Raw genomic sequence first — 21,263 nt, 5'->3', positions numbered from 1 at the left:
GGCTTTTCTTATCGCTTTGTTGGCTTGATCCGTGAACAAAATTTCATCCAACTTTCTGGAAATTATGACTTCCTGAATATGGTTTTTGATGTATAATCAAAGCAAAAAAAACCTATTTGAACTGAAATGAACGGTATTGGTAAAGCTGGTTACCATACACTCTTGAACATGCAGGGAGGAAGGCAACATGTGGAACGGGGATGCTTTTGAAAATCCCGAGGCGCAGTACAGGGTCCATCCCTTTTGGTTCTGGAATGGGGATATGGAAGAAGAGCAGATTAAGCGGCAGGTGGCTGAGATGGCCACGCAAGGTGTAGGCGGATTCTTCATCTGTCCGCGTCAGGGACTACAGATTCCCTATCTCTCTGAAGCATGGTTTGATAAGGTGCGGGTTGCAGTGCAGGCAGCTGCCGACCATGGCATGCAGGTATGGTTATATGACGAATATCCATATCCAAGCGGGATGGCTGGCGGAGAAGTGACCCTTGATTTCCCTGAAGCGAAGCAGCGACAGCTCGTGCATCATCATCTGGTGGTTCAGGGCGGAGAAGCTGTGGATCTGGAGTTGCCGTGGGGACGAGTCTTGGTTGCCAAGGCGATTCCCAAGGATGAACAGGGCAAGCGTCTGTGGCATGGGTCCATCGATCTGCGCAGCAAAATCGGCAATATCCAGACCGATCAGGTCTTTCAGGAGACCGGACTCACATCGTATAACCGCAAGCGGTTCTTCACCTACCGAACAGCGTTCCGCTTGTTGTGGGAAGTTCCGGCAGGTGATTGGGAGTTGATTATATTTCAGGAAAAAGTGATCGATGATTTCAAATATTACGGCAACTTTGTTGATCCTTGCCACAAGGAAGCGATGAGTCGTTTTATTGAACTGACGCATGAGCGTTATAAGTCAGCGGTTGGAGATCAATTTGAAAGCGTGATCAAAGGCATGTTCTCGGATGAGATCGCACCGCTGGGTCGTATCCCCTGGTCACCACAGCTCCCCCGTTATTTCAGTGAGCGTTGTGGATATAGTCTGATCGATTCGCTACCGGCCCTGTTATATGGTGATGTTCCGGACGCGCATCGAATTCGGTATGACTATTACCAGTCACTCCACCTGCTTCTCAGGGAGTCCTATCACAAACAGGTGCATGACTGGTGTGAGGAAGCAGGAATCCAGTACGCCGCTGAGGTACCTGGCGTACGGATGACCACCCAGTTGTTCAGCCATATGCCAGGCGGTGATTCGGCACATGAGAAAATCGGACGGTCCTTATCGTGGATTCTGGAACGATATGGCCAAAAGATGCGTGACAATCCCAAGATGGTCAGTTCGCTTGCCCGACAATTGGGCCGAAGTCGCAATCTGATTGAATGTTTTCACAGTGTGGGCTGGTCGATGACGCTACAGGATGCCAAGTGGATGATTGATCGCATGGCTGCCATGGGCACCAATTTTTATAACTTTCACGCCTTTTTCTATACGATTGGTGGGCTTGCGAAGCATGACGCACCACCGTCTCAATTTTTGCAGAATCCCTACTGGAAGCATTTCCGGCAGTTGGGGGATTACACCGGACGGTTGAGTTATCTCATGAGCACCGGAACAGCAGACATTCGTATCGCCGTACTTGACCCAACGACGACATTCTGGAGTCTGATGGGTAATCCGCTGCATGGATTTGAGTATAGCGGCGAAGACGAATTAGAACGGGCGCAACTGGAGCGTCTGACGAAGGACTGGATGCGGATTACTACCCATTTACTCGAAAACAGACGAGATTATGATCACCTTGACCCCGAATTGTTGGCTGAAGCTGACTTAACGGATGGCACCATTCGGATCGGCGTTGCCCGTTATGACGTATTAATTCTCCCACCGATGCTGAATCTGGAGGCCGCGGCCTGGGAACAGGTGAAGAGATTCGTTCAGCAGGGAGGAACTGTTATTTCTGTTGGGATGCCTCCGCATATTGCGATTCAGCCGGGAAGTCCGGAGGGAGAGGAAGCTGCCCAGTTCTTTGGTGCGGGCGAGCAGCCTCAAGAAGTGTACTGGGGCCGTAACGTGACAACAGATCATGATAACCGTGAAACCATGTGGCATCAGGGTGAGGGGAATGCCTTTTTTCTACCCGCAGGAACGGGGCAGGGAGATGACTTTTCGCTGGAGCTAATCTCTCTCCTGCTCGATCAGGTATTGCCCGAACCCATCTGTTGGATAATGGAGGAGGAAAGTGCATCTCTGCTGATGCACACCCGTCAATTGTCGGCTGGGGAGCACATGGTTTTCTTGACCAATCAGGAGGGGCAGAATCTGAAGGGGCAATTGAAGGTGGTCGCCAGACAGCTGTGGGATGGAGAGGAGCTGGCAGAGAACGCTTGTCTGGTGGCAGAACAACTCGATCTGGAGACAGGGCAGCTTCAGGCATTGCCGTATACGAGCAGTGGCGGGGAATGGTGCATTGCGCTAACGCTCGCGCCTTACGAAGCGCATGCTCTACGCCTTACTTTACAACCTGCGAAGGAAGAGGCATTAACAATGAAGGTGGATGTAGCAGACAAAACGGGTTCGGCGTTTGTAACGGATGTATCGGCAGGAGCGAATCAGGCCCGTAAGATCAGAGTTCCTTCAGAAGGGCCATGGCGAATGGAAACGGTGCAGTCTAACATCCTGCGAATGGGACAATTCCATCTTCTCGCCTCCAATGATCACGGTGTAATTCTGGAAAGCCAGCATGTAGCTGTGAAACCGTTTATTGATCAGGCGGCAGAATTATCGGAACAGCAGCATCTGCCAATCCAGTTTAATCAGGTATTTGGCACACCGAAAAAGGCATCCGTTGCTTACCCGATCGAGTGCCGTTATACGACCACATTTGAGCTGAGAACGGCATTGCCTGCATGCCTTTTATTCATGGACAGAACGGCGATCTCGGGCACTTGGTCCATGGAAATTAATGGGCAACCACTTGGAAAAGAACAGTTCGATCCAATCGAAATAACCGACCACAATAACATCGCTTGTGATATTACGGAGCTGCTGCACAGCGGTCTCAACGAAATGACGGTGAGTGTGCAGGTAACGAAAGATGAGGATGGTATCGTTGATCCCTTGTATCTACAGGGAAGATTCGGCGTGGAGTTCCATCATGAAGGCATGGCTTCGCTTGTACGGGAGTCGGATACGGCCCTTCGTATCGGACCCGAACCGCAGCCACTGTATCCCCATTTTTCCGGGGAAATGAGTTATAAACGCACGTTCTGGTTGGATGAGCCAGGGGAAGATATGATCACGTTTGAACTGGAATTCAGCGATTGGCGGGTACAGGATGTGGTGGAAGTGCGGGTAAACGGGCATAGCCTGGGTGTACGATGCTGGTCTCCGTATCGCTGGAAGGGAGAGGTCTCCTGGTTGCGTCCGGGAGATAACGACATTGAAGTTCGGATTACCAACACATTGATTGGCCTGCTGGAAGGTACGTATTTTGATTCGGAACATCATCGATTACAGGATGCCGGTCATGTACCTTTTGCAGAATTCGGATAAAGGAGTGGAAGTAGGGCATGGGACATCGTATTCAGTTTGACCGTTATCCAGGTGGTGTGATGAAAGCGTTAACGCTCAGTTATGACGATGGAGTGGTGCATGATCGCAGACTGGTGGAAATCTGTAATCGGTATGGACTGCGGGGAACATTTAATCTGAACTCCGGTACGCTAGGCAATCCAGGCCGTATTGATCCGGAGGAAGTCGCTGAATTATATGAGGGGCATGAAGTAGCCGTTCACACGGTTACTCACCCTACGTTGCCTTATGTTCCGAATGAATTGTTGACGGAAGAGATTATCGAAGACCGAAAAGCATTGGAGCAGCTCGTCGGTTATCCGGTACGAGGCATGGCTTATCCCAACGGAGGGTACGACCGTGCGTTAAGTACCAAGCTGGAGTGGCTTGGCATCGATTATGCCCGTACCGTTGAATCTCATGGCAGATACACGTTGCCAGACCGGCCGCTTGAATGGCATCCGACCTGTCATCATAACCATGATCTGGCGGGGCATGCCGAACGTTTTATCCAACATTCCAAAACAGGTACGCCACTATTACTCTATGTCTGGGGTCACAGTTATGAGTTCAACGACAACGACAACTGGGAGATCATCGAACAGTTTGGTGAGCAGATTGGCGGCAGGGACGATATTTGGTATGCCACGAACATCGAAGTGATTGCCTATTGGAAAGCGGTGCAACGATTGGAGTGTTCGGCCGATCGCTCCATCATCCATAATCCGTCTGCCATCCCGGTTTGGTTCACGGCTGACCAGCAGGTTGTTGAAGTGCAGGGCGGAGAGACATTGCGGCTAAGCGAACGAATCAAGGTATAAGGAAGGGAGCTGACGGTCATTCGTTATTTTCATGAGAACGAGGCGATTGCAGGCAAGGTGTACGATTCAATTCCGGATATATTAACAACGGTGGCTCAGCGTTATATTGGCGATCATCCAAAACATTCATTTTTGTTCAGAGCCTATCATCAGGGAGGTTTTCGCAGGCTAGGGGACTATCGCTACGACCTGAATTTGAATGAGAAATGCGTAGAGGCTCGTGCAGGGCAGTACGTGTATGTATGGGGCAAGTTATGGAGCGAGCAGAATGCAACGTTAAATACGGGTTTGAACTGTTATAGTCCGGTGACGATTTACGTGAACGGTGAAGAGGTGTTCAAGTCCGAGTTGTTGCAGGAGTTATTTCCCGAGCGAAGAACCCAGATTCCAATTTCCGTGAACTATGGCTGGAATGATGTGTTGCTGTGTTTTGTCAAAACAGAAGTGGGATTCGGCGGTATCTACGGAACAGCCTCATTCAAAAATTTCCCGCTCCACTTCCTCACTCCTGGGGCAGATCGTCAGGGTCAGGAAGGCTGGTTATATTCGGAACCCATTGATGAACCTGTATTATCTCTTCCTCGTGACGGTATGACGGAAGAAGAAACAGGTCTTGCCTGGTATCCGCGCAGGGACTGGACAGACGAGGAGCAGAGCGCAGGTTCATTTGCTCGAATCTTTGGTACGGAACAACCGGCTGTTGCCTATGCGTGGTCCAGAATGGATGTAACCTTGCCAGGAACAACACCAGTTATTTTAAAAGGCCGTCATGATGGTGCTTTGACCCTGTATGTGGATGGCACGGAAGTATACTCTGCTGGAAGTAGTGCTAACTTCTATGTTGAACTCCCACGGCGTTACGGTTCCTCGGATTTGGTCGTGAAAAGTGTAATCCAGGAAGCTGGTGGCTCATGGGGATTCACGTTGGAAGATGCCGAGCGTTCGGGTTCCAGAGGGTGGAGACTGAAATCACCTCATCCGGTTGCGGGGTGTTCTGACCCCTGGCTGTACACAGGCGTGTTTGCTCCTGGTGCTGAACCATCCCACGCCGACATCGTGCGAACAGACACTGTATTTGATGATGGCGCACAAGGTGTGTATTGGCGGGTAGATCTTCCCGACACTCATGTTCGTCCTTACCTGGAAAATACACATTACGGAAAGTGGAATTATCCGCTCGGCGTTACCCTGCTTGGACTTCTCCAGACGGGACAGGAATTGGGACGGGATGATTACATTCAGTATGTGCGGCAACATATTGAACTGAGCACTTCATTTGATCGCTACGGTCTGTGGGATCGGGAAGGGTACGGTGCGGCAGGAATCAATAATCAACTGTCTGCGATAGACAGTCTGGATGATTGCGGTTCGTTTGGATCTACGTTGCTTGCTGCGATGGAGTTGGGCGATATTTGTGGGGGAAGAGATACCGCGGATCGAATTGCGGGCTACATTACGAATGAGCAGGAACGTCTGGAGGATGGTACCTTTTATCGGGTTCGCGGCAGTGGAGAGATGCGTCAGGAGACGATGTGGTGTGATGACTTGTACATGAGCACACCATTTCTGATGCGTTATGGTCAATTGACAGGAGATGCGACGTATTGGGATGATGCGGTCAATCAGTTCCTGATGTTCCGTAAATACCTCTATCTTCCCGAACAACAGATCATGTCCCATGTGTATGATTTTGTACGTGGTCGGGCGACTGGTATTCCATGGGGACGAGGGAACGGCTGGGTGCTTTTCTCATTAACCGAATTGTTATCCATCCTGCCACATGATCATGTTAAACGACCGGAACTGCTACGTTTCTACCGTGATTTAAGTCAAGGTTATCTGGCGCTGCAAGGGGGAAATGGACTATGGCATCAGGTGCTGAACCGCCCGGATTCGTATGAGGAAACCTCCTGCACATCCATGTTTATCTACGCTTATGCCCGTGGTATTCGGGAGGGCTGGCTGGAACAGCCAGAGCCTTATCTGGAGGCAGTGCGCAAAGGATGGGAAGGCATGACACGTTTGTCAATTGACTATAGAGGTAATGTATACGGGGTATGTCGGGGTTCGGGGTACTCGTTTACCGCCTTGTATTATCGCGATGATCTGGGATGGAATCTGAATGATACCCATGGGATCGGCATTGTGCTCTTGGCTGGCATTGAAGCGCATAAAATGAATCAGCAGCTCCGTGAGGCGCATATCGATTCTTCGGTTACAGCCGCGCAGCGCTGATGTTTGACGCAACGAAACGAATGTATGTGGATAGCCTTCTATTGGTAGATTACCAGCTAAAGAAAGCGGCAATGCCCTCAGGCTTGCCGCTTTTAGTTTTATTCCAATCCCGAATCTGATCTGCATAATAGCAATATATAAATACACTTACCTTCACCCAATAATATGAATAACTCCGTTTTTAGCACGCATTAAAATAGCTCTAGTTGCTCCGGTCCTTCTTCCTTCTCCGGTTCAGTACGGTCAGGAAAAGGCTTCACTGGCAGGTCCAGCAGGTCCATCATCATCTGGGCATTCGCCGCTGCATCGCCTCCGGAGTTGTTATTAAAAATAACATAGACATCCTTGCTCTGCTCCTGCAATTGCTCCAGATATCCTTTCCATTCCAACAATTCTTCCTTGTTGTAACGGTACAGGTAACGGGTCTCGCGCCAATTGGGCGCACCATTCTGATGCCAGCCGGACACGTTGCGTCCGTGCATGCGAACCAGTGTCATCTCCGAATCCGTCGCCTGTGGAACGATGGGAATGGAACCTGGACCCGCCTGAGGTTCGTCACAGACGCTGTGAACCCAGCCTTGTTCTTTCAGGAACGCAAGTGTGCGCTCTCGCATGTCACCTTCATACCAGCTACGATGACGGAATTCGAGGGCACACGGAATACCCTCCATTCTCAGTTTCACTTCACGAAGCTCTTTCACGTTGTCTTTATTGCACTCAAACCAAGGTGGATATTGAAACAAGGCTGCCTGCATCTTGCCAGCTTCAATGACGGGCTCTAGTGATTCTCGAAAAGCCTTATACATCTCTGACGTGCTGGTGAAGTAGGGCTTGCCCCGTAGATGTCCGGTCATTCCCTGATAGGCTTTGATGATAAAAGCAAAGGATTCGGGCGTCTCTGCAGCCCATCGTGCCATTCGATCCCGCGGCTGAACCGCGTAGAAGGAACTATCCACCTCCACGGTGGAGAAGTATTGTCCGTATAGACTGAGCTTGTCTTTGGCTTTGGTACGGTTTGGATAGAGATCTTCCTGATCCCCCCATCCGGTAAGTCCGATGCGAATCATAAGAACACCTCCTGTTGCTTATAGTAAGTGTTCAAAAAGACCGGTTTTCAGTACCGAGAAGATGGGATGAAGCTAGAAATGGAGTAGCGGAGCGTAGGGAAAACTACGTGAGCAACGGACATTTCGGCTGAATTCCATATTCGATGCTGATGATGCCGATAGGCATCCTTCGTAATCAAAAGCGGACTTTTTGAACAACCTCTTGTAATTAACCGATTTGCAGGCATATGTCTAACATTATATCGTGTGCATTTTGGCTCTTCAATGTTGGAAACTTACTGGAATTTTTTGAGTTTGCAGAATAAAGACGTTACAATACATTAAAGCTAGGGGAAATGATCAGGCTTGTACAACAGTGACTATAGATAGAGAGCCAGTGACCAAGTGGAGGGCGAGAATGGATGACGGAATGGTATGAAAAGAGTTTTGGAGAAGATTATCTTCTCGTATACAAGCACCGGGATGTGCAGGGTGCCTATCAGGAAGTACATAAAATGATCAATTGGTTGAAGCTTGAGCCCAATGCTGAAGTACTGGATCTATGCTGCGGTATGGGACGGCACTCCATGGCACTTGCTGACGCAGGTTTACGAGTGACCGGAGTTGATCTGTCCGATGTGCTTTTACGTGAAGCACGCCTAATAGACACTGAACACCGAGTATCTTGGTGTCACGCAGACATGCGTGAACTCCCGCTGAAAGGCGGCTTTGATGCCGTAGTCAATCTGTTCACATCGTTTGGTTATTTCCTAGAGGACGGAGAACAACTGAAAGTATTACGTGCCATTCATCGGATGCTTCGCCCAGGTGGCAGCTTTATAATTGATTTTATGAATACGGCTTATGTGACTCGTCATCTGGTACCGCACTCCGTCCGAGAGGATGAGGGGCAGCGGATTGAGGAGTATCGCAAGATTGAGGAAGGGTTTGTGCAAAAGGAAATTCGCATTACGGATACCACATCCGGACATGAACCGCGGGTATATCAGGAGCGTGTGAAGTTGTACACACGGGATCAACTGAGTCAGATGTTAAGTGCCGCCGGACTCCGGGTAGATCAGGTACATGGCGGTTATGACGAAGAGAAATATGACGAGCAGACTTCTCCACGCATGATTTTTGTGGGTCGTCGTCCTGTGGAGTGAACAGAGACAGTCTGGAAGGGGGATAACATGAAGCGCACAGAAGAGATGTCCATGACAGAGGGCATACACCGGGTCAAGATCAGCATGTCGTTTCCCTTGCGATGGGTGAACAGTTATGTGTTATCAGAATCGGGTGGGAAGATAACCATTATAGATCCGGGACCGCGTAATTCGGAAACAGAACAGGAGTGGAGTGAAGCGCTGGCAGATCTTGGCCTGACCTTTAGTGATATTCGTCAAATTGTACTCACCCACCATCACCCCGATCATCTTGGGTTGTCGGGTTGGATGCAACAGATGACGGGGGCACCCGTTCGAATGTCCACACGCTCCCGCCAAGAGGCCGACTATATGTGGGGACCTGATTCACGTATCAATACAATATTACCTGATTATTATGGTCGTCATGGTATGCCGGAAGACAAGACTGAGCAGATACATGAACATATGAAGGCATTTACTTCGCAGATCACGCCACTTCCGAATGTCACACCCGTTGAAGATGGCGAGTGGCTCGATATGGGCGGGAGACGTTGGATTGCTGTGGAGACGGGTGGACATGCCCCAGGCCATTTATCCTTTTATGCGCCGGAGTCCATGGAGATTCTGTGCGGAGATGCAGTTTTGCCACAGATTTCACCGAACATCAGTCTGCAACCCGGCAGTGACCCTCAGCCATTATTGTCTTATATGGAAGGATTGCAACGTCTTGGTGAGCTGAACGTCAAGCAGGCGTATCCCGGACATCGGAATCCTTTTGCCCAGTTCAACGAACGGACAGTACAATTGCTGGCTCATCACGAGGAACGTCTTCAGAAGATGACGGAGCGAATTCAGGAGTCACCGGCGAATGCTTATGACATCTGTGTGCACATGTTTGGCAATCGGCTGGGTACCCATCAACTGCGGTTTGCCATGAGTGAGACGTTGGCCCATTTGCAGGAGTTACTTCGACGCGAAGTAGTGAAGCAAGAGCAGCAACCGGATGGCACGTTCTATTTTCAAATCTAAACGAAATGATGATATGGATATGAAAAGATAATACGATCTATATAAAGGCTCTGGACAGGAAATTCACCTGTTCTGGGCCTTTTTAGCCTCTCTTAACGGTTCATTCATCTATTTTTAAGCCAGCGCGCCTATGATACATCTATGAACTTCGCTAGGGCGTGTCTTGAGACATACCCTAAAGAAAGTAGGGAAGAGCGATGACCAGAAGAAAACGGAATCAATGGAGAAAATGGCAAGCTTCAGCGGCAGCAACGTTGACTGTGGCTGCACTCTTTCAATATGTAAGAACTTCGGATGCCTTTGATGTGGCCTATGCAGCAGCAAATGGCACAGATACAAGTGTTACTGCTTCAAGCCAAGTGGATACGCATGATGATGTGATGGATGAATGGATCAACAGTACAACGGACAGCAACAACTGGAACACGCAGGACAATGACATTAATGATAGTCAATATAATGGAACATCTGATAGCACAAAAGCAGCTCTGCCAGATCAGAGCACAGGTTCATCATGAGCCGCACGGAGCAAGTTGCTCGTCCGCTCCGATTTCAATTCCGTGCGATGAACACGGATGTTGAAGTGCAACTGTCCGCTGGGCGGGAAGAAGCTGAACATGCAGCAACCTTGGTGAAGAATTGGTTTGAGACGCAGGAGCAGCGCTTCAGCCGATTTGTGGCAGACAGTGAACTAAATCGTCTGAATGGTTCGACCGGATGGATGCCCATCTCCGCTGCGATGGATGAAGTTTTGAGTCTGGCCTATGGATATATTGGACTGACTGAAGGGATTTTTCAACCAGGTATCTCGCAGGCTCTTCAGGCTTCGGGATATGATATAAGTTTCGAGAAAGTGCAACAACGACAACCGCAACGTCCGTTGCTTGAACGCATATTGCGAACTAAAACGCCTGAATGTTCAGGGATGAAAGAAGATCGATATGACCACAGTCGTCCGAGCTGGATTCAGCGGGAAGGTAGCAGGATGGTTCATTTGGACCCCGGAGCTGAGTTGGACCTGGGAGGCATTGTTAAGGGCTGGGCAGTGGAGCGTATCGCAGACTGGTTACAGCGAACGTTGCATATTCCGGCAGGTTTGATTAACGCGGGTGGAGATATTCAAGTATGGGGTTCACCAGACCATTCCCAGTGGACCTTGCAAGTAGCAGATCCTTTGCAGAATCAGGGTGCTGTGTCGGGAGTGATCCGTTTACAGCGAGGAGCTGTTGCCACTTCGGGTATTTCCCGCAGACAATGGCAGAATACGGATGGAAGTCTTGCGCACCATCTTATTGACCCTCGGACGATGGAACCGGCGGATACGGATGTGTTACAGTGTACCGTTCTGGGACAGCATGCTTCGCAATGCGAGATCATTGCCAAGACGGTCTGCATTTTGGGAAGTGCTGAAGCGGTGGGCTGGTTAAACCGACATTACGATCGGCATGACGTCCTGTGGATGACACGGGATGGGATTACTTATTTTAGAGGGAATACGGATACGCTTGCTGAGCACTGGCCCGGTTTTGATCCGGATCATCGCTTCAGTCTGATCTAGGACAAGTCTAACAGATATGGGGGAGCCGGTTATGGCACAATGGATTGTAGATTACCTGCCAACGTGGAATATCATTCGAATTAGTGGAATTGCTGCTTATGTGCTGCTCTTTACAGGTGTGTTTCTGGGCATTGCGCAAGGGATGCCTATGGCCAAAGGCAAACCAAAAGCAACCATGTTCAAATGGCATATTCGAACGACCTGGCTCGCCTTCGGACTTGGACTCGTGCACGCATTAACGTTATATATTGATCACTATAGCCCGTTTACCTGGGGAGAACTTCTGATTCCTTTTACAGCTTCCGTGCATCCGATCGGCAGTGGTCTGGGAACGTTAGCCTTCTACGGATTAGTGATTGTCCTGTTATCCAGTGATCTGCGGAACAAGCTGGGCCGTAAATGGTGGTTCATGTTCCACCTGTTGTCCTATCCGGTGTTCATTGGTCTGCTGGTTCACGGCATGGTTACCGGAACGGATTCTGGCAATATCATCATGCGGATGATGTATGTATTTACCGGACTCAGCATTCTCGGTATCACGGTGTTGCGTGGCATGTTGCGAGAACGCAAAGGCCCGGAAATCACGATTGGACCGAAACGGGCAACATCTGGTTCACATTCCGAGCAGAATTGGGTTGAAGGTATTGGTTTGGTGAGAACGGTACGACCTAAACATCTGAAATAATAACATGTGGATTATCCAATATGTATCGTTACACATGCAAAAGAAGCGGCCATCAGGCCGCTTTTTTCATGAATAGTTATTTCCTCAAACAGTTATTTCACGAAGCATCCACACACATGTCCAATGTTCCACATGGCTTCAGATATGAAACGAGTTACGCATTATACAGCGTCATCACTGACAGGTTTTTCTCCCAGTGCTTCTTCAAGCTCGGATTGTTTGCGATGGGCGATCCGACTGCTCGCTGCCGATGCAATCGCACCGACAATATCATCGAAGAACGTGTGAACAGGGCCCAGGCTCTTGTCATTCAGTCGTTCAAGCACCCCTGGTTTCAGCTTGTCCACATAACCATAATTCGTAAATCCAATACTGCCATATACATTGACGATGGAGAATGCCAAAATCTCATCCACGCCATACAGTCCTTCATCGTTCTCAATCATCTCCTGCAAAGGAGATATGAGCTGCCCCTGTTCTGCCAGAATATCAAGCTGAATCCCGGTCAGAACGGCGTTCTGTACCTCACGTTTACGGAGAACCATCTCCACATTTTCGATACATTCTTCCATCGTAAGACCTGGATAATATTTTTTCTGCAATAACATGACCAGCTCTGCGATCTCAGGGATCGTGACGCCCCGCTTATGCAGCCATTCCCTTGTTGCCTCCGCCACTTTGCGGCTATTCAGGCTGTAAGGGATTTTTTCTTGCTCAGGATGTTCCATGGGCGATTCCTCCTCTGAAGTTAGCAATGTCCCTACTCTTGCTTCCTAATACGTTATTAACCTGTTTTACGTTTCTTTAAGATAATATATAAGTTTTCAGCAAAGCGATTATCTTTTAGTTATTTTTTGGACAAAGGCTCGTATACATGGTAGTACAAACTGTAAAAATGATGAGGGGGAACGTGATCATGAGAAAGATCCAATCTTTGCGTACGGTATCGGCAGCAGCGCTGCTGAGCATTCCTATGGTATTGTCAGGCTGCGGCATGTTTGGAGCACAGTCTTCCGAAGCTGTTGATCCACCACCGCCCATTCAGGAAGCAGCCATGATTCAGGCAGCCGAAGGAAATGGTGCACTCGTAACGCTCCCATTAACGACGGTATATCTGCAAGACCAGCAGGGGCTGCTCGCTCCGGTATCCCTGACACTTCCTTCTGGAACAGACGCCAGCAGTCCAAAGACAGCACTGGATACACTTGTCACAGGTGGAGCCTATGCGGGTATGCTGCCTGAAGGATTCCAGGGCGTTCTCCCGCAGGGAACGGTTGTGCAGAATGTAACGATTCACGCGGATGACAAGCTGGCGGTTGTTGAGTTCTCGGGTAATTTTGCCAAGTATGATGCGAAGGAAGAACGGAAAATGCTAGAAGCTGTCACGTGGACATTGACGGGAACGCCTGATGTAGAGAATGTGCAGATCTGGGTGGATGGCAAAAAGTTAACACAAATGCCGGTGAACAGCACGCCGCTGCCTGAACCGCTGAATCGGGCTGTGGGAATCAATCTGGATCTGGGTGATACGTTTGTGACCAACAGTAGTCCGGTCACGGTTTATTTCTCCGCTGCTTCACCAGCAGGCATCCAATATTATGTTCCGGTGACACGTCTGGTTACACCTGGTGAAGATCGGGTGCAGGCAGCATTGAATGAACTGATCAAAGGACCTGACAAAGGTGGAGAACTGGAAGAGGTCATGACAGGCGGAACGGAGCTGCAATCGGTCAAAACGGCAGAGGATGGCACGGTCACGGTTGCCTTGAAAGATGATATGTTTGCCGAAGGGGATATCGTGCCAAGCGAGCTGTTACAGTCTGTCGTATTAACCACTGCGGAGAACACAGCCAGCAAGGATGCCAAAGTACAGATCGAGTGGAACGGCCAAAAAACGGTCATGGGTGACGACAACAGGGATTACAGTGCGCCGGTTTCCAAGCCTGAATATATCAACGAAATTCCGATTTAATTCACGGAGAATGCTTAAGGATGCTTTTAACCGAACTCTTTGGTAAAATATAAGGGATTAGTAAAAGTGTGAATAAGTTCAACATTACAGGATGCTTAAGTCGTAGGAGGCAGAAAATATGAGATCAAACGGACGAACCAGCGAACAGCTGCGCCCGCTGAATTTAACAGTGAACACGAATAAATACGCCGAGGGCTCTGTACTGATTGAAGTTGGAGATACAAAGGTGATCTGTACAGCTACAGTAGAGGAACGTGTACCTCCCTTTATGAAAGGGCAGGGTAAAGGCTGGGTAACAGCTGAATATTCCATGCTGCCACGTGCAACACATACCCGGAACCAACGTGAAGCCAATCGCGGCAAATTAACTGGACGCACCATGGAAATCCAGCGTCTGATTGGTCGGGCACTTCGCTCGGTAGTTAATCTGCAGGCTCTTGGTGAGCGTACCATTACCTTGGACTGTGATGTCATTCAAGCTGACGGAGGCACACGCACAACGTCCATTACCGGTGCGTTTGTAGCGCTGGCGCTTGCCGTGAACAAGATCTCCCAACAGCACAAACTGCAAGTGTTCCCGATTACGGATTTCATTGCCGCAGTAAGTGTGGGTGTTGTGGGTGAACAGCCTGTACTGGATCTGAACTATGATGAAGATTCCAAAGCCAAGGTGGATATGAACCTGGTGATGACAGGTGGCGGTAAATACGTCGAGCTTCAGGGAACAGGTGAGGAAGCTCCATTTGATCGCCGTGAGTTGAACGCGATGTTGGAACTGGGCGAGCAGGGGATTTTGGAAATGATCGAGCGTCAAAAAGAAGTGCTTGGACCGATTGCGCTTAAGATCGGCGCGCGTGGATTAGGGGAAGCTTAAGATGAGTTTGGACAGCCCAATCCTCATTGTTGCAACCCGCAATGCGGGTAAAGTCCGTGAATTCGCTCATGCTTTCGCACCGCTTGGCAAAGAGGTTAAGAGCATGTTTGACTACCCGGAGCTGCCGGATGTGGTGGAAGATGGCGTAACGTTTGCGGAGAATGCCTGGAAGAAAGCCAAGGCGGTTGGTGATGCGCTTGGATTGCCTGTTCTGGCAGACGATTCAGGACTTTGCGTAGATCTGTTGGACGGGGAGCCGGGAGTATATTCAGCGAGATATGCAGGCGAAGGAGCAACGGATGCACAGAATAATGCGAAGTTGCTGGAGACGCTGGAATCGTTGAAATCCGGTGAGGACACCGAGCAGCCGCTACTAAGTCCGGCTCGTTTTGTCTGTGCATTGGTACTGTACGATCCGACAACAGGTGATAAGTATGAATCGGAAGGCACTGCGGAAGGTTGGATCACGGCCCAAGCTGCAGGTGCTGGCGGTTTTGGATATGACCCACTCTTTTATGTACCTGAATACGAGATGACGATGGCAGAGCTGACGCTTGAGCAAAAACAGGCGATTAGCCACCGTGGTCATGCGCTGAGAGCACTTGTATCCAGACTTGAAGGATAAGAAATAACATTAAAGCGTTAATGGAAGGACAGAAGCATTCCAATGGAATGGTTCACCCGCCATTAACGCTTTTTTGATGTAATGGGGGATGGAGGGGGTGGGCGTGGTTGGTAAGGTCCATCCATATACCTAATGCTAAGGGTTATTTCTGTGACTGTTATATAGAACGTATGTTCTTGTACCTACATACAAATTGGTTTACATTGCACGATTGGGAATCTCATTGGGACTGGAGTTGGAAGAAGTTGCAAGCCTTGTGTGGTATGGGTTAACATTCAAATTAACGAATCATATATGAACCTTAAACGGAGGGATTTGCTCATGCAAGAAGTGAAGCTTGTTGTATCCTACGATGATTATGAGGACGGCATTCGTATGGAAAAATTAATCAAGGAACTGGCGGCTAAACCGGAGGCCAGCTCATTGGAAAGTCTGGTCATCGGAGATTGGGGACAGGCTTATGAAAATTCGCCTGATGAGTTCATGGGTGCGCTCGTCGAGTCGGCTCCAAGCTTTCCGTCATTGAAGAAACTGTTTATTGGAGAAATGGGATTCGAAGAATGTGAAGTATCATGGATTATCCAGACGAATCTCACACCGTTGTTGTGTGCTTTTCCAGAGTTAAAATCATTCTCTGTAATGGGTAGTAGCGATCTTAGTCTGGAACCACTCCAGCATGCCAAGCTTGAAGAACTGATTATTATTTGTGGTGGTCTCCCGAAAGAAGTGTTATCTTCAATCACCCACGCTGAATTGCCTGAATTGCGTAAACTGGAACTGTACTTGGGTGTGGATAATTATGGTTTTGATGGATCACTTGAAGATGTACTCCCTTTGCTAGAAAAAGGATTATTTCCAAAGCTGGTTTACTTGGGGCTGAAAGACAGTGAAATTCAGGATGAGATTGCCAAAGCAGCAGCTCAAGCACCTATTCTGGATCAACTTGAAATACTGGATCTATCGCAAGGAACGTTGTCCGATGAAGGGGCTGAGGCCTTGCTTGCCAGTGACAAAATCAAGAAACTGAAACATCTCGATCTAAGTTACCATTACATGACCAATGAAATGATCCTTCGCTGGAACCAATCGGGTATATCTGTAGATGTTAGCGACCAGCAACAGAGTGATGAGGATGACTGGCGTTACCCGTCGTTAACGGAATAGATGATGTCAGGTGTTACGGAAATGAAAGAAAGCATGCATCAACCAATAGGTATACCTGATCCAACGCAAGATCAGCCCTTATTGTTGATTGGAAACCCTAATAACCGAAGAACGCAAGGGATGCAAGAGGCCAGGCATAGATTAGGTTTGAAACCTGCCGTTGTATTGCCTTATGCCCAATTGCTCCAGAACTGGAGACAGGGACGAACGATCGCTGATACAGTTGATTTCAATCTGCCTACACCCCTGATTCGCATTGATGCTCCTGGTGAGGATTGGGAAGTAGAGCGTGAATTGTTGTTCCTTGGAGCTATGAACGATACGTCACCCTTAACAGATGGAATGGGTGCAGAAGCATTCTCCGCAGAGCAGGTACTTGCGCTGGAACAGGAGTGGGGAAGGATCTACGCCACTGCTCAGTGGTTCCGCGGCTGGAAAGCATGTTTGGATCGAATCAGCCGTGAGACTCGGGAAATATGGCCTGGAGGCCGATTTATGAATGATCCCGCCGATATCCAATTGATGTTTGACAAGAGAGTATGTCAGCAGCATCTATCTTCACATGGAGTTGATGTACCTCCGGCGCTTCAATCTTCGCAGCCAATCCGCAATTATACGGACTTGTGTGCCTCAATGAAGGCTGCCGAGATGCATCGTGTGTTTGTGAAGCTTGCGTGCGGCTCCGGGGCTTCAGGAGTTGTTGCCTATCAAGTCAATCCCCGAACGGGTGATGAGATCGCTGTAACAACGATGGGGATCGAACAGATACAGGGCAAGACAATTTTCTTCAATGAAGGACGTCTACGCAAGTATACCCGCAGTGAAGAGATTGCTACGCTGATGAACTGGTTATGTGCAGAAGGTGCACAGATTGAACGATGGATGCCCAAAGCCACGCTTGATCAACGGGCCTATGATATTCGCCAATTGGTTGCGGGTGGACAGGCAGGTCATGCGATTATGCGGTTGAGCCATACGCCAATTACCAATCTGCATCTGCGTAATGAACGTATGCTGCCTGCTGAAGCAGGACTGGATGAACAGCGGATGTCGCTGGTTCGGTCGGCGGCGCAAGCAGCGATGTCTGCATTTCCCAACTCGTGGTCAGCCGGGATTGATGTGATGCTTACGAGTGGTCCAAATCCGCGTGCCTATGTGCTGGATGTGAATCCGTTTGGAGATCTGTTATACAGGGTTGAGCACCATGGCCTCGGAACCTACGAGTGGGAAATGGAACTTTTACGAAAGGAGCCTATTCAACATGCCTGATATGAACACCATTGTGGGCTCCCATGATCTGTTAATGATTACGCTGGATACGTTACGATATGACGTAGCCAAGCTGGAAGAGAAAAATTGTCCTAATCTGTGTGGTTCGGGTCCGTGGGAGAAACGTCATACCCCGGGCAGTTTTACATATGCAGCGCACCATGCTTTTTTTGGTGGTTTTATGCCGACTCCTGCCAATACAGATAAGGCATCTCATGTAAGGCTATTTCATTCCCGGAATACTGGGCTCAAGACACATCCGCACACCTGGTTGTTTGATACACCGGATATCGTATCCGGGTTCGCAGCTGAAGGTTACCGTACAATCTGTATTGGCGGCGTCATCTTTTTTACGAAAAAAAACCCGCTTGCGAAAGTATTGCCCGGTTATTTCCAACAGAGCTACTGGCGAATGAACTTTGGGGTAACCAACCCCAAATCGACAGAACATCAGGTAAAGCATGCATTAAAGCTGCTTGAACAGACAGCGCCGGATGAAAAGATATTTATGTTTTTGAACGTGTCTGCCATTCATGGTCCCAATCGTTACTTTGTAGAAGGAGCCAAGGAGGACTCGGTGGAGACTCAGCGAGCTGCACTTCGATATGTAGATGAGGCTCTTGGTCCATTGTTCGAGGCGATGAGGAAACGCGCCCGGCCTGCGTATTGCCTAGCTTTTTCCGATCATGGTACAGCTTACGGTGAAGACGGGTATCAAGGACACCGGCTTGCGCATGATGTCGTCTGGACGGTGCCTTACCGTGAATTTTTAGTATAGTGTGTATTGATCTTATGAGGACAACAACCGGAGACAGGAGGAAACCGATGGAGAAACATTTACAACATACAACAACAGGCCATTCCACACAGTCCGGATCCAATATAGCTACAGGTCTCAGTGAAGTATTGGCATTCCCTTATCGTTCTTACTTATACTCGTACCCGCACAAGACCGCCTATCGGGAGCTTGACCCACCACTGCCGTTGGGGCCACTGTGGGAACGAGAAAATACCGATACGTATTTTTTATATATGCATATTCCCTTTTGCGCTGCTCGTTGCGGATTCTGTAATCTGTTCACACTGCCGGATCGACGGGATGATACGCATGAACGCTATGTGGATGCACTGGAGCGTCAGGCGAAGCAGTGGGCACCCATTACATCTCGGAGACCGTATTCGCGGTTTGCGATTGGTGGAGGAACGCCTACATTATTGAATGAGGTTCAGTTGAATCGTCTGTTTGATATTGCCGAACATGTGATGGGGCTGGACCCTGCGAAAGCATCGATTTCGGTGGAAACGTCGCCGGATACCGTTACGGAAGCCAAGCTGGCCATTATGAAGGAACGAAGTGTGGATCGTATTAGCATGGGCATCCAGAGTTTTATTGAAGCTGAAGCATCTGCCATCTATCGTCCGCAAAAACCGCAGGAGGTCGAACGAGCGCTTGAGAAGCTTACTCGGTATGATTTCCCATTGTTAAATCTGGATCTGATCTATGGTCTGCCAGGGCAAACGGTTGAATCGTGGATCTATTCATTGGAAAGAGTTCTGGCCTACGAACCGGGCGAAATCTTTATCTATCCCTTGTATACACGGGAAAATACAATCGTGAAGCCTGATGATATTCGCCGTCAGGGACCTGACATCCGGATGGAACTGTATAAAGCTGCACGTGAGACTTTAAAAAGTAAAGGTTATGTGCAATATTCGATGCGCAGATTTGCCAAGGAACAGTCGTCCTCCAAAGTGCTTCTGCCTTATAGCTGTCAGGAGGAGGGCATGGTTGGTCTGGGATGTGGCGCACGCTCTTATACGAGTGAAGTACATTATGCTTCCAAGTATGGCGTGAGTTACAAGGCCACACAAAGCATCATTGCCGATTATGTAGCAACTGAGCGCTACGATGTGGCGGATTATGGCATCGTGTTAAGCCGTGAGGAACAGAGACGTCGCTTTATTCTGAAAGCCTTGCTGCATCGCGAGGGATTGACGTTGTCTGACTACCAACAGCGCTTTGGTACCGATGTGATGTCCGACTATGTCTGGTTGGCTGAACTTTTGACCGAGGGCATGGCGGAGTTGGAGAGCGATGAGGGCAAGCAGGTGCTGCGTCTGACAGAAGAAGGACTGGGTTACTCCGATGCGATTGGAGATTGGCTTATATCTGCCGAAATTCGTGAACAGATGGAAGGGTTTGTTTTCTCATGAGAGCGACTTTGTATTATCGGGGGAAGTTGTCTTCCTGTAATTACGACTGTCCATACTGCCCTTTTAGCAAAACGGTGGACTCCAAAGAGACGTTGGAAGTGGATGAACAACAATTGCGTCAATTTGTGAACTGGGTGAGGGAGCAGGAAGTTGAGGGGCACCAATTTTCGATTTTTTTCAATCCTTACGGTGAAGCTTTGGTACGTCGTTGGTACCGGGAAGCGATGGTAGAGCTGTCACATATGCCACATGTGGATAAAGTTGCAATTCAAACCAACCTGTCCGTCAAACTGGATTGGGCGAGGGAGCTGGATGCGAATAAAGCAGCCTTTTGGGCGACGTATCATCCTCGTGAGACAAAAGAGGCTTCTTTTGTAAAACAATGTCTGACCTTGCGTCAGATGGGACTTGCTTTTAGTGTCGGTACTGTCGGACTCCGTAGTGCTTTCCCCGCAATTGAGTCCATGAGACAGGCTTTGCCGGATGATGTGTATATGTGGGTAAATGCCTTCAAAGATCGACCCAAGTATTACACGCCGGAAGAGATTCAGTTTTTACGTGGGCTTGATCCGCTTTTTGAAGGTAATCTGCAGGATTATGAGAGCTTGGGCAAACGATGTGCTGCCGGTTCGGAAGTGTTTTATGTACAAGGGTCAGGGCATGTGAAGAGGTGTTACAAGGATCGCCGGATCATCGGACATCTATATCGCGATGGTTTGCAGGCTTTGGCCGCTGATCGGCCTTGTCGCATGAAAAAATGTGGCTGTTACATCGGTTATATCCATATGGAGGATTCCCCATTCAGAGAAACCTTTGGTAGCGGGCTGCTTGAACGAAATCCGGTATTGATCAATCGGTAATTTTGAATTGAAATGCGCTGAAAACGATAAAGACTTTACACCAGTAGGTACTGCTGGGTAAAGTCTTTTTTTTATTTTAGTCTAACGATTCAAAATGTGTAATTTAGGATAAAAGAGATGTAGTATATTGTCGGTTGGTTATGTATAAAAACCTAAATTATAGTATGGGTAGATACTATAGACCTATATTTGATTGCGCAATAT

At 48.8% G+C, this 21,263-nt stretch carries 18 protein-coding genes; 16 read left to right on the top strand and 2 right to left on the bottom strand.

From position 1 onward, the window contains the following. Positions 1 to 187: 187 nt before the first annotated feature. From QNO02_RS24135 to QNO02_RS24125, 3 genes are read left to right on the top strand one after another with little or no spacing between them, the layout of a single operon-like run. Positions 188 to 3,541: a glycosyl hydrolase gene (locus tag QNO02_RS24135; protein ID WP_289390258.1), complete on the top strand. Its 3,354-nt coding sequence runs from the start codon at positions 188 to 190 to the stop codon at positions 3,539 to 3,541. Between the two features lie 17 nt (positions 3,542 to 3,558). Next, complete coding sequence (locus QNO02_RS24130) at positions 3,559 to 4,380, top strand: polysaccharide deacetylase family protein (protein ID WP_091037653.1); 822 nt, start codon at positions 3,559 to 3,561, stop codon at positions 4,378 to 4,380. A gap of 57 nt (positions 4,381 to 4,437) precedes the next feature. After that, the gene (locus QNO02_RS24125; protein ID WP_289390257.1) at positions 4,438 to 6,615 is read left to right on the top strand and encodes a glycoside hydrolase family 88/105 protein; all 2,178 of its coding nucleotides are present in this window, start codon (positions 4,438 to 4,440) and stop codon (positions 6,613 to 6,615) included. Between the two features lie 191 nt (positions 6,616 to 6,806). Here QNO02_RS24125 and QNO02_RS24120 read toward each other — a convergent pair whose 3' ends face one another. Then, complete coding sequence (locus tag QNO02_RS24120) at positions 6,807 to 7,682, bottom strand: DUF72 domain-containing protein (protein WP_289390256.1); 876 nt, start codon at positions 7,680 to 7,682, stop codon at positions 6,807 to 6,809. Between the two features lie 401 nt (positions 7,683 to 8,083). Between QNO02_RS24120 and QNO02_RS24115 the strand changes: the two genes are divergently transcribed. The 5 genes from QNO02_RS24115 to QNO02_RS24095 all read left to right on the top strand — a co-directional run bounded on the left by QNO02_RS24115 (position 8,084) and on the right by QNO02_RS24095 (position 12,081). Next, on the top strand, positions 8,084 to 8,827 hold the full coding sequence (locus tag QNO02_RS24115) for a class I SAM-dependent methyltransferase (RefSeq protein WP_289390255.1): 744 nt from the start codon (positions 8,084 to 8,086) through the stop codon (positions 8,825 to 8,827). Between the two features lie 27 nt (positions 8,828 to 8,854). Next, entirely contained in the window at positions 8,855 to 9,838 is a 984-nt protein-coding gene (locus QNO02_RS24110; protein WP_091037643.1) for an MBL fold metallo-hydrolase, read from the top strand. A gap of 197 nt (positions 9,839 to 10,035) precedes the next feature. Continuing rightward, positions 10,036 to 10,356, top strand: a complete 321-nt coding sequence (locus QNO02_RS24105; protein ID WP_289390254.1) for a hypothetical protein — start codon at positions 10,036 to 10,038, stop codon at positions 10,354 to 10,356. Next, positions 10,353 to 11,396 (top strand): FAD:protein FMN transferase, encoded by a 1,044-nt coding sequence (locus tag QNO02_RS24100; RefSeq protein WP_289390253.1) that lies wholly within the window; start codon positions 10,353 to 10,355, stop codon positions 11,394 to 11,396. The genes QNO02_RS24105 and QNO02_RS24100 overlap by 4 nt, the downstream gene beginning before the upstream one ends. Before the next feature lie 31 nt (positions 11,397 to 11,427). Next, complete coding sequence (locus QNO02_RS24095; RefSeq protein ID WP_176873009.1) at positions 11,428 to 12,081, top strand: ferric reductase-like transmembrane domain-containing protein; 654 nt, start codon at positions 11,428 to 11,430, stop codon at positions 12,079 to 12,081. A 161-nt stretch (positions 12,082 to 12,242) separates the two neighbouring features. Here QNO02_RS24095 and QNO02_RS24090 read toward each other — a convergent pair whose 3' ends face one another. Further along, positions 12,243 to 12,809 carry a phosphatidylglycerophosphatase A family protein gene (locus QNO02_RS24090; protein WP_091037633.1) on the bottom strand — a complete coding sequence of 189 codons (567 nt, stop codon included), beginning with the start codon at positions 12,807 to 12,809 and terminating at the stop codon, positions 12,243 to 12,245. A 188-nt stretch (positions 12,810 to 12,997) separates the two neighbouring features. On the opposite strand from QNO02_RS24090, the gene QNO02_RS24085 reads away from it, so the two are divergent. From QNO02_RS24085 to QNO02_RS24050, 8 genes are all read left to right on the top strand, one after another. After that, entirely contained in the window at positions 12,998 to 14,053 is a 1,056-nt protein-coding gene (locus QNO02_RS24085; protein ID WP_289390252.1) for a GerMN domain-containing protein, read from the top strand. Positions 14,054 to 14,171: 118 nt separating this feature from the next. Beyond that, a complete protein-coding gene (gene rph, locus QNO02_RS24080) occupies positions 14,172 to 14,927 on the top strand; it encodes a ribonuclease PH (protein ID WP_017692572.1) in 756 nt (251 codons plus the stop codon). A gap of 1 nt (position 14,928) precedes the next feature. Further along, positions 14,929 to 15,552, top strand: a complete 624-nt coding sequence (locus QNO02_RS24075) for an XTP/dITP diphosphatase (protein ID WP_017692573.1) — start codon at positions 14,929 to 14,931, stop codon at positions 15,550 to 15,552. Positions 15,553 to 15,873: 321 nt separating this feature from the next. After that, the gene (locus QNO02_RS24070; protein ID WP_289390251.1) at positions 15,874 to 16,716 is read left to right on the top strand and encodes an STM4015 family protein; all 843 of its coding nucleotides are present in this window, start codon (positions 15,874 to 15,876) and stop codon (positions 16,714 to 16,716) included. A 21-nt stretch (positions 16,717 to 16,737) separates the two neighbouring features. After that, the gene (locus QNO02_RS24065) at positions 16,738 to 17,985 is read left to right on the top strand and encodes an STM4014 family protein (protein WP_289390250.1); all 1,248 of its coding nucleotides are present in this window, start codon (positions 16,738 to 16,740) and stop codon (positions 17,983 to 17,985) included. After that, a complete protein-coding gene (locus QNO02_RS24060; RefSeq protein WP_289390249.1) occupies positions 17,978 to 18,763 on the top strand; it encodes an STM4013/SEN3800 family hydrolase in 786 nt (261 codons plus the stop codon). Before QNO02_RS24065 ends, QNO02_RS24060 begins: the two co-directional genes overlap by 8 nt. Positions 18,764 to 18,810: 47 nt before the next feature. Then, entirely contained in the window at positions 18,811 to 20,199 is a 1,389-nt protein-coding gene (locus QNO02_RS24055; protein WP_249912904.1) for an STM4012 family radical SAM protein, read from the top strand. Then, entirely contained in the window at positions 20,196 to 21,059 is an 864-nt protein-coding gene (locus tag QNO02_RS24050; RefSeq protein WP_289390248.1) for an STM4011 family radical SAM protein, read from the top strand. Before QNO02_RS24055 ends, QNO02_RS24050 begins: the two co-directional genes overlap by 4 nt. Positions 21,060 to 21,263 lie beyond the last annotated feature (204 nt).

Source organism: Paenibacillus sp. PK1-4R (assembly GCF_030369595.1).
In the GTDB taxonomy this organism is placed as follows: domain Bacteria; phylum Bacillota; class Bacilli; order Paenibacillales; family Paenibacillaceae; genus Paenibacillus.
Note: the sequence above shows the minus strand (reverse complement) of the source record. Positions and strands in the feature narration are given on the sequence as shown.

What these genes read in the sequence shown, in the direction of transcription:
- QNO02_RS24135 (WP_289390258.1), top strand. Translation starts at nt 188, where the DNA reads ATGTGGAACGGGGATGCTTTTGAAAATCCCGAGGCGCAGTACAGGGTC.
- QNO02_RS24130 (WP_091037653.1), top strand. Translation starts at nt 3,559, where the DNA reads ATGGGACATCGTATTCAGTTTGACCGTTATCCAGGTGGTGTGATGAAA.
- QNO02_RS24120 (WP_289390256.1), bottom strand. Translation starts at nt 7,682, where the DNA reads ATGATTCGCATCGGACTTACCGGATGGGGGGATCAGGAAGATCTCTAT.
- QNO02_RS24115 (WP_289390255.1), top strand. Translation starts at nt 8,084, where the DNA reads ATGACGGAATGGTATGAAAAGAGTTTTGGAGAAGATTATCTTCTCGTA.
- QNO02_RS24110 (WP_091037643.1), top strand. Translation starts at nt 8,855, where the DNA reads ATGAAGCGCACAGAAGAGATGTCCATGACAGAGGGCATACACCGGGTC.
- QNO02_RS24105 (WP_289390254.1), top strand. Translation starts at nt 10,036, where the DNA reads ATGACCAGAAGAAAACGGAATCAATGGAGAAAATGGCAAGCTTCAGCG.
- QNO02_RS24100 (WP_289390253.1), top strand. Translation starts at nt 10,353, where the DNA reads ATGAGCCGCACGGAGCAAGTTGCTCGTCCGCTCCGATTTCAATTCCGT.
- QNO02_RS24095 (WP_176873009.1), top strand. Translation starts at nt 11,428, where the DNA reads ATGGCACAATGGATTGTAGATTACCTGCCAACGTGGAATATCATTCGA.
- QNO02_RS24090 (WP_091037633.1), bottom strand. Translation starts at nt 12,809, where the DNA reads ATGGAACATCCTGAGCAAGAAAAAATCCCTTACAGCCTGAATAGCCGC.
- QNO02_RS24085 (WP_289390252.1), top strand. Translation starts at nt 12,998, where the DNA reads ATGAGAAAGATCCAATCTTTGCGTACGGTATCGGCAGCAGCGCTGCTG.
- rph (WP_017692572.1), top strand. Translation starts at nt 14,172, where the DNA reads ATGAGATCAAACGGACGAACCAGCGAACAGCTGCGCCCGCTGAATTTA.
- QNO02_RS24075 (WP_017692573.1), top strand. Translation starts at nt 14,929, where the DNA reads ATGAGTTTGGACAGCCCAATCCTCATTGTTGCAACCCGCAATGCGGGT.
- QNO02_RS24070 (WP_289390251.1), top strand. Translation starts at nt 15,874, where the DNA reads ATGCAAGAAGTGAAGCTTGTTGTATCCTACGATGATTATGAGGACGGC.
- QNO02_RS24065 (WP_289390250.1), top strand. Translation starts at nt 16,738, where the DNA reads ATGAAAGAAAGCATGCATCAACCAATAGGTATACCTGATCCAACGCAA.
- QNO02_RS24060 (WP_289390249.1), top strand. Translation starts at nt 17,978, where the DNA reads ATGCCTGATATGAACACCATTGTGGGCTCCCATGATCTGTTAATGATT.
- QNO02_RS24055 (WP_249912904.1), top strand. Translation starts at nt 18,811, where the DNA reads ATGGAGAAACATTTACAACATACAACAACAGGCCATTCCACACAGTCC.
- QNO02_RS24050 (WP_289390248.1), top strand. Translation starts at nt 20,196, where the DNA reads ATGAGAGCGACTTTGTATTATCGGGGGAAGTTGTCTTCCTGTAATTAC.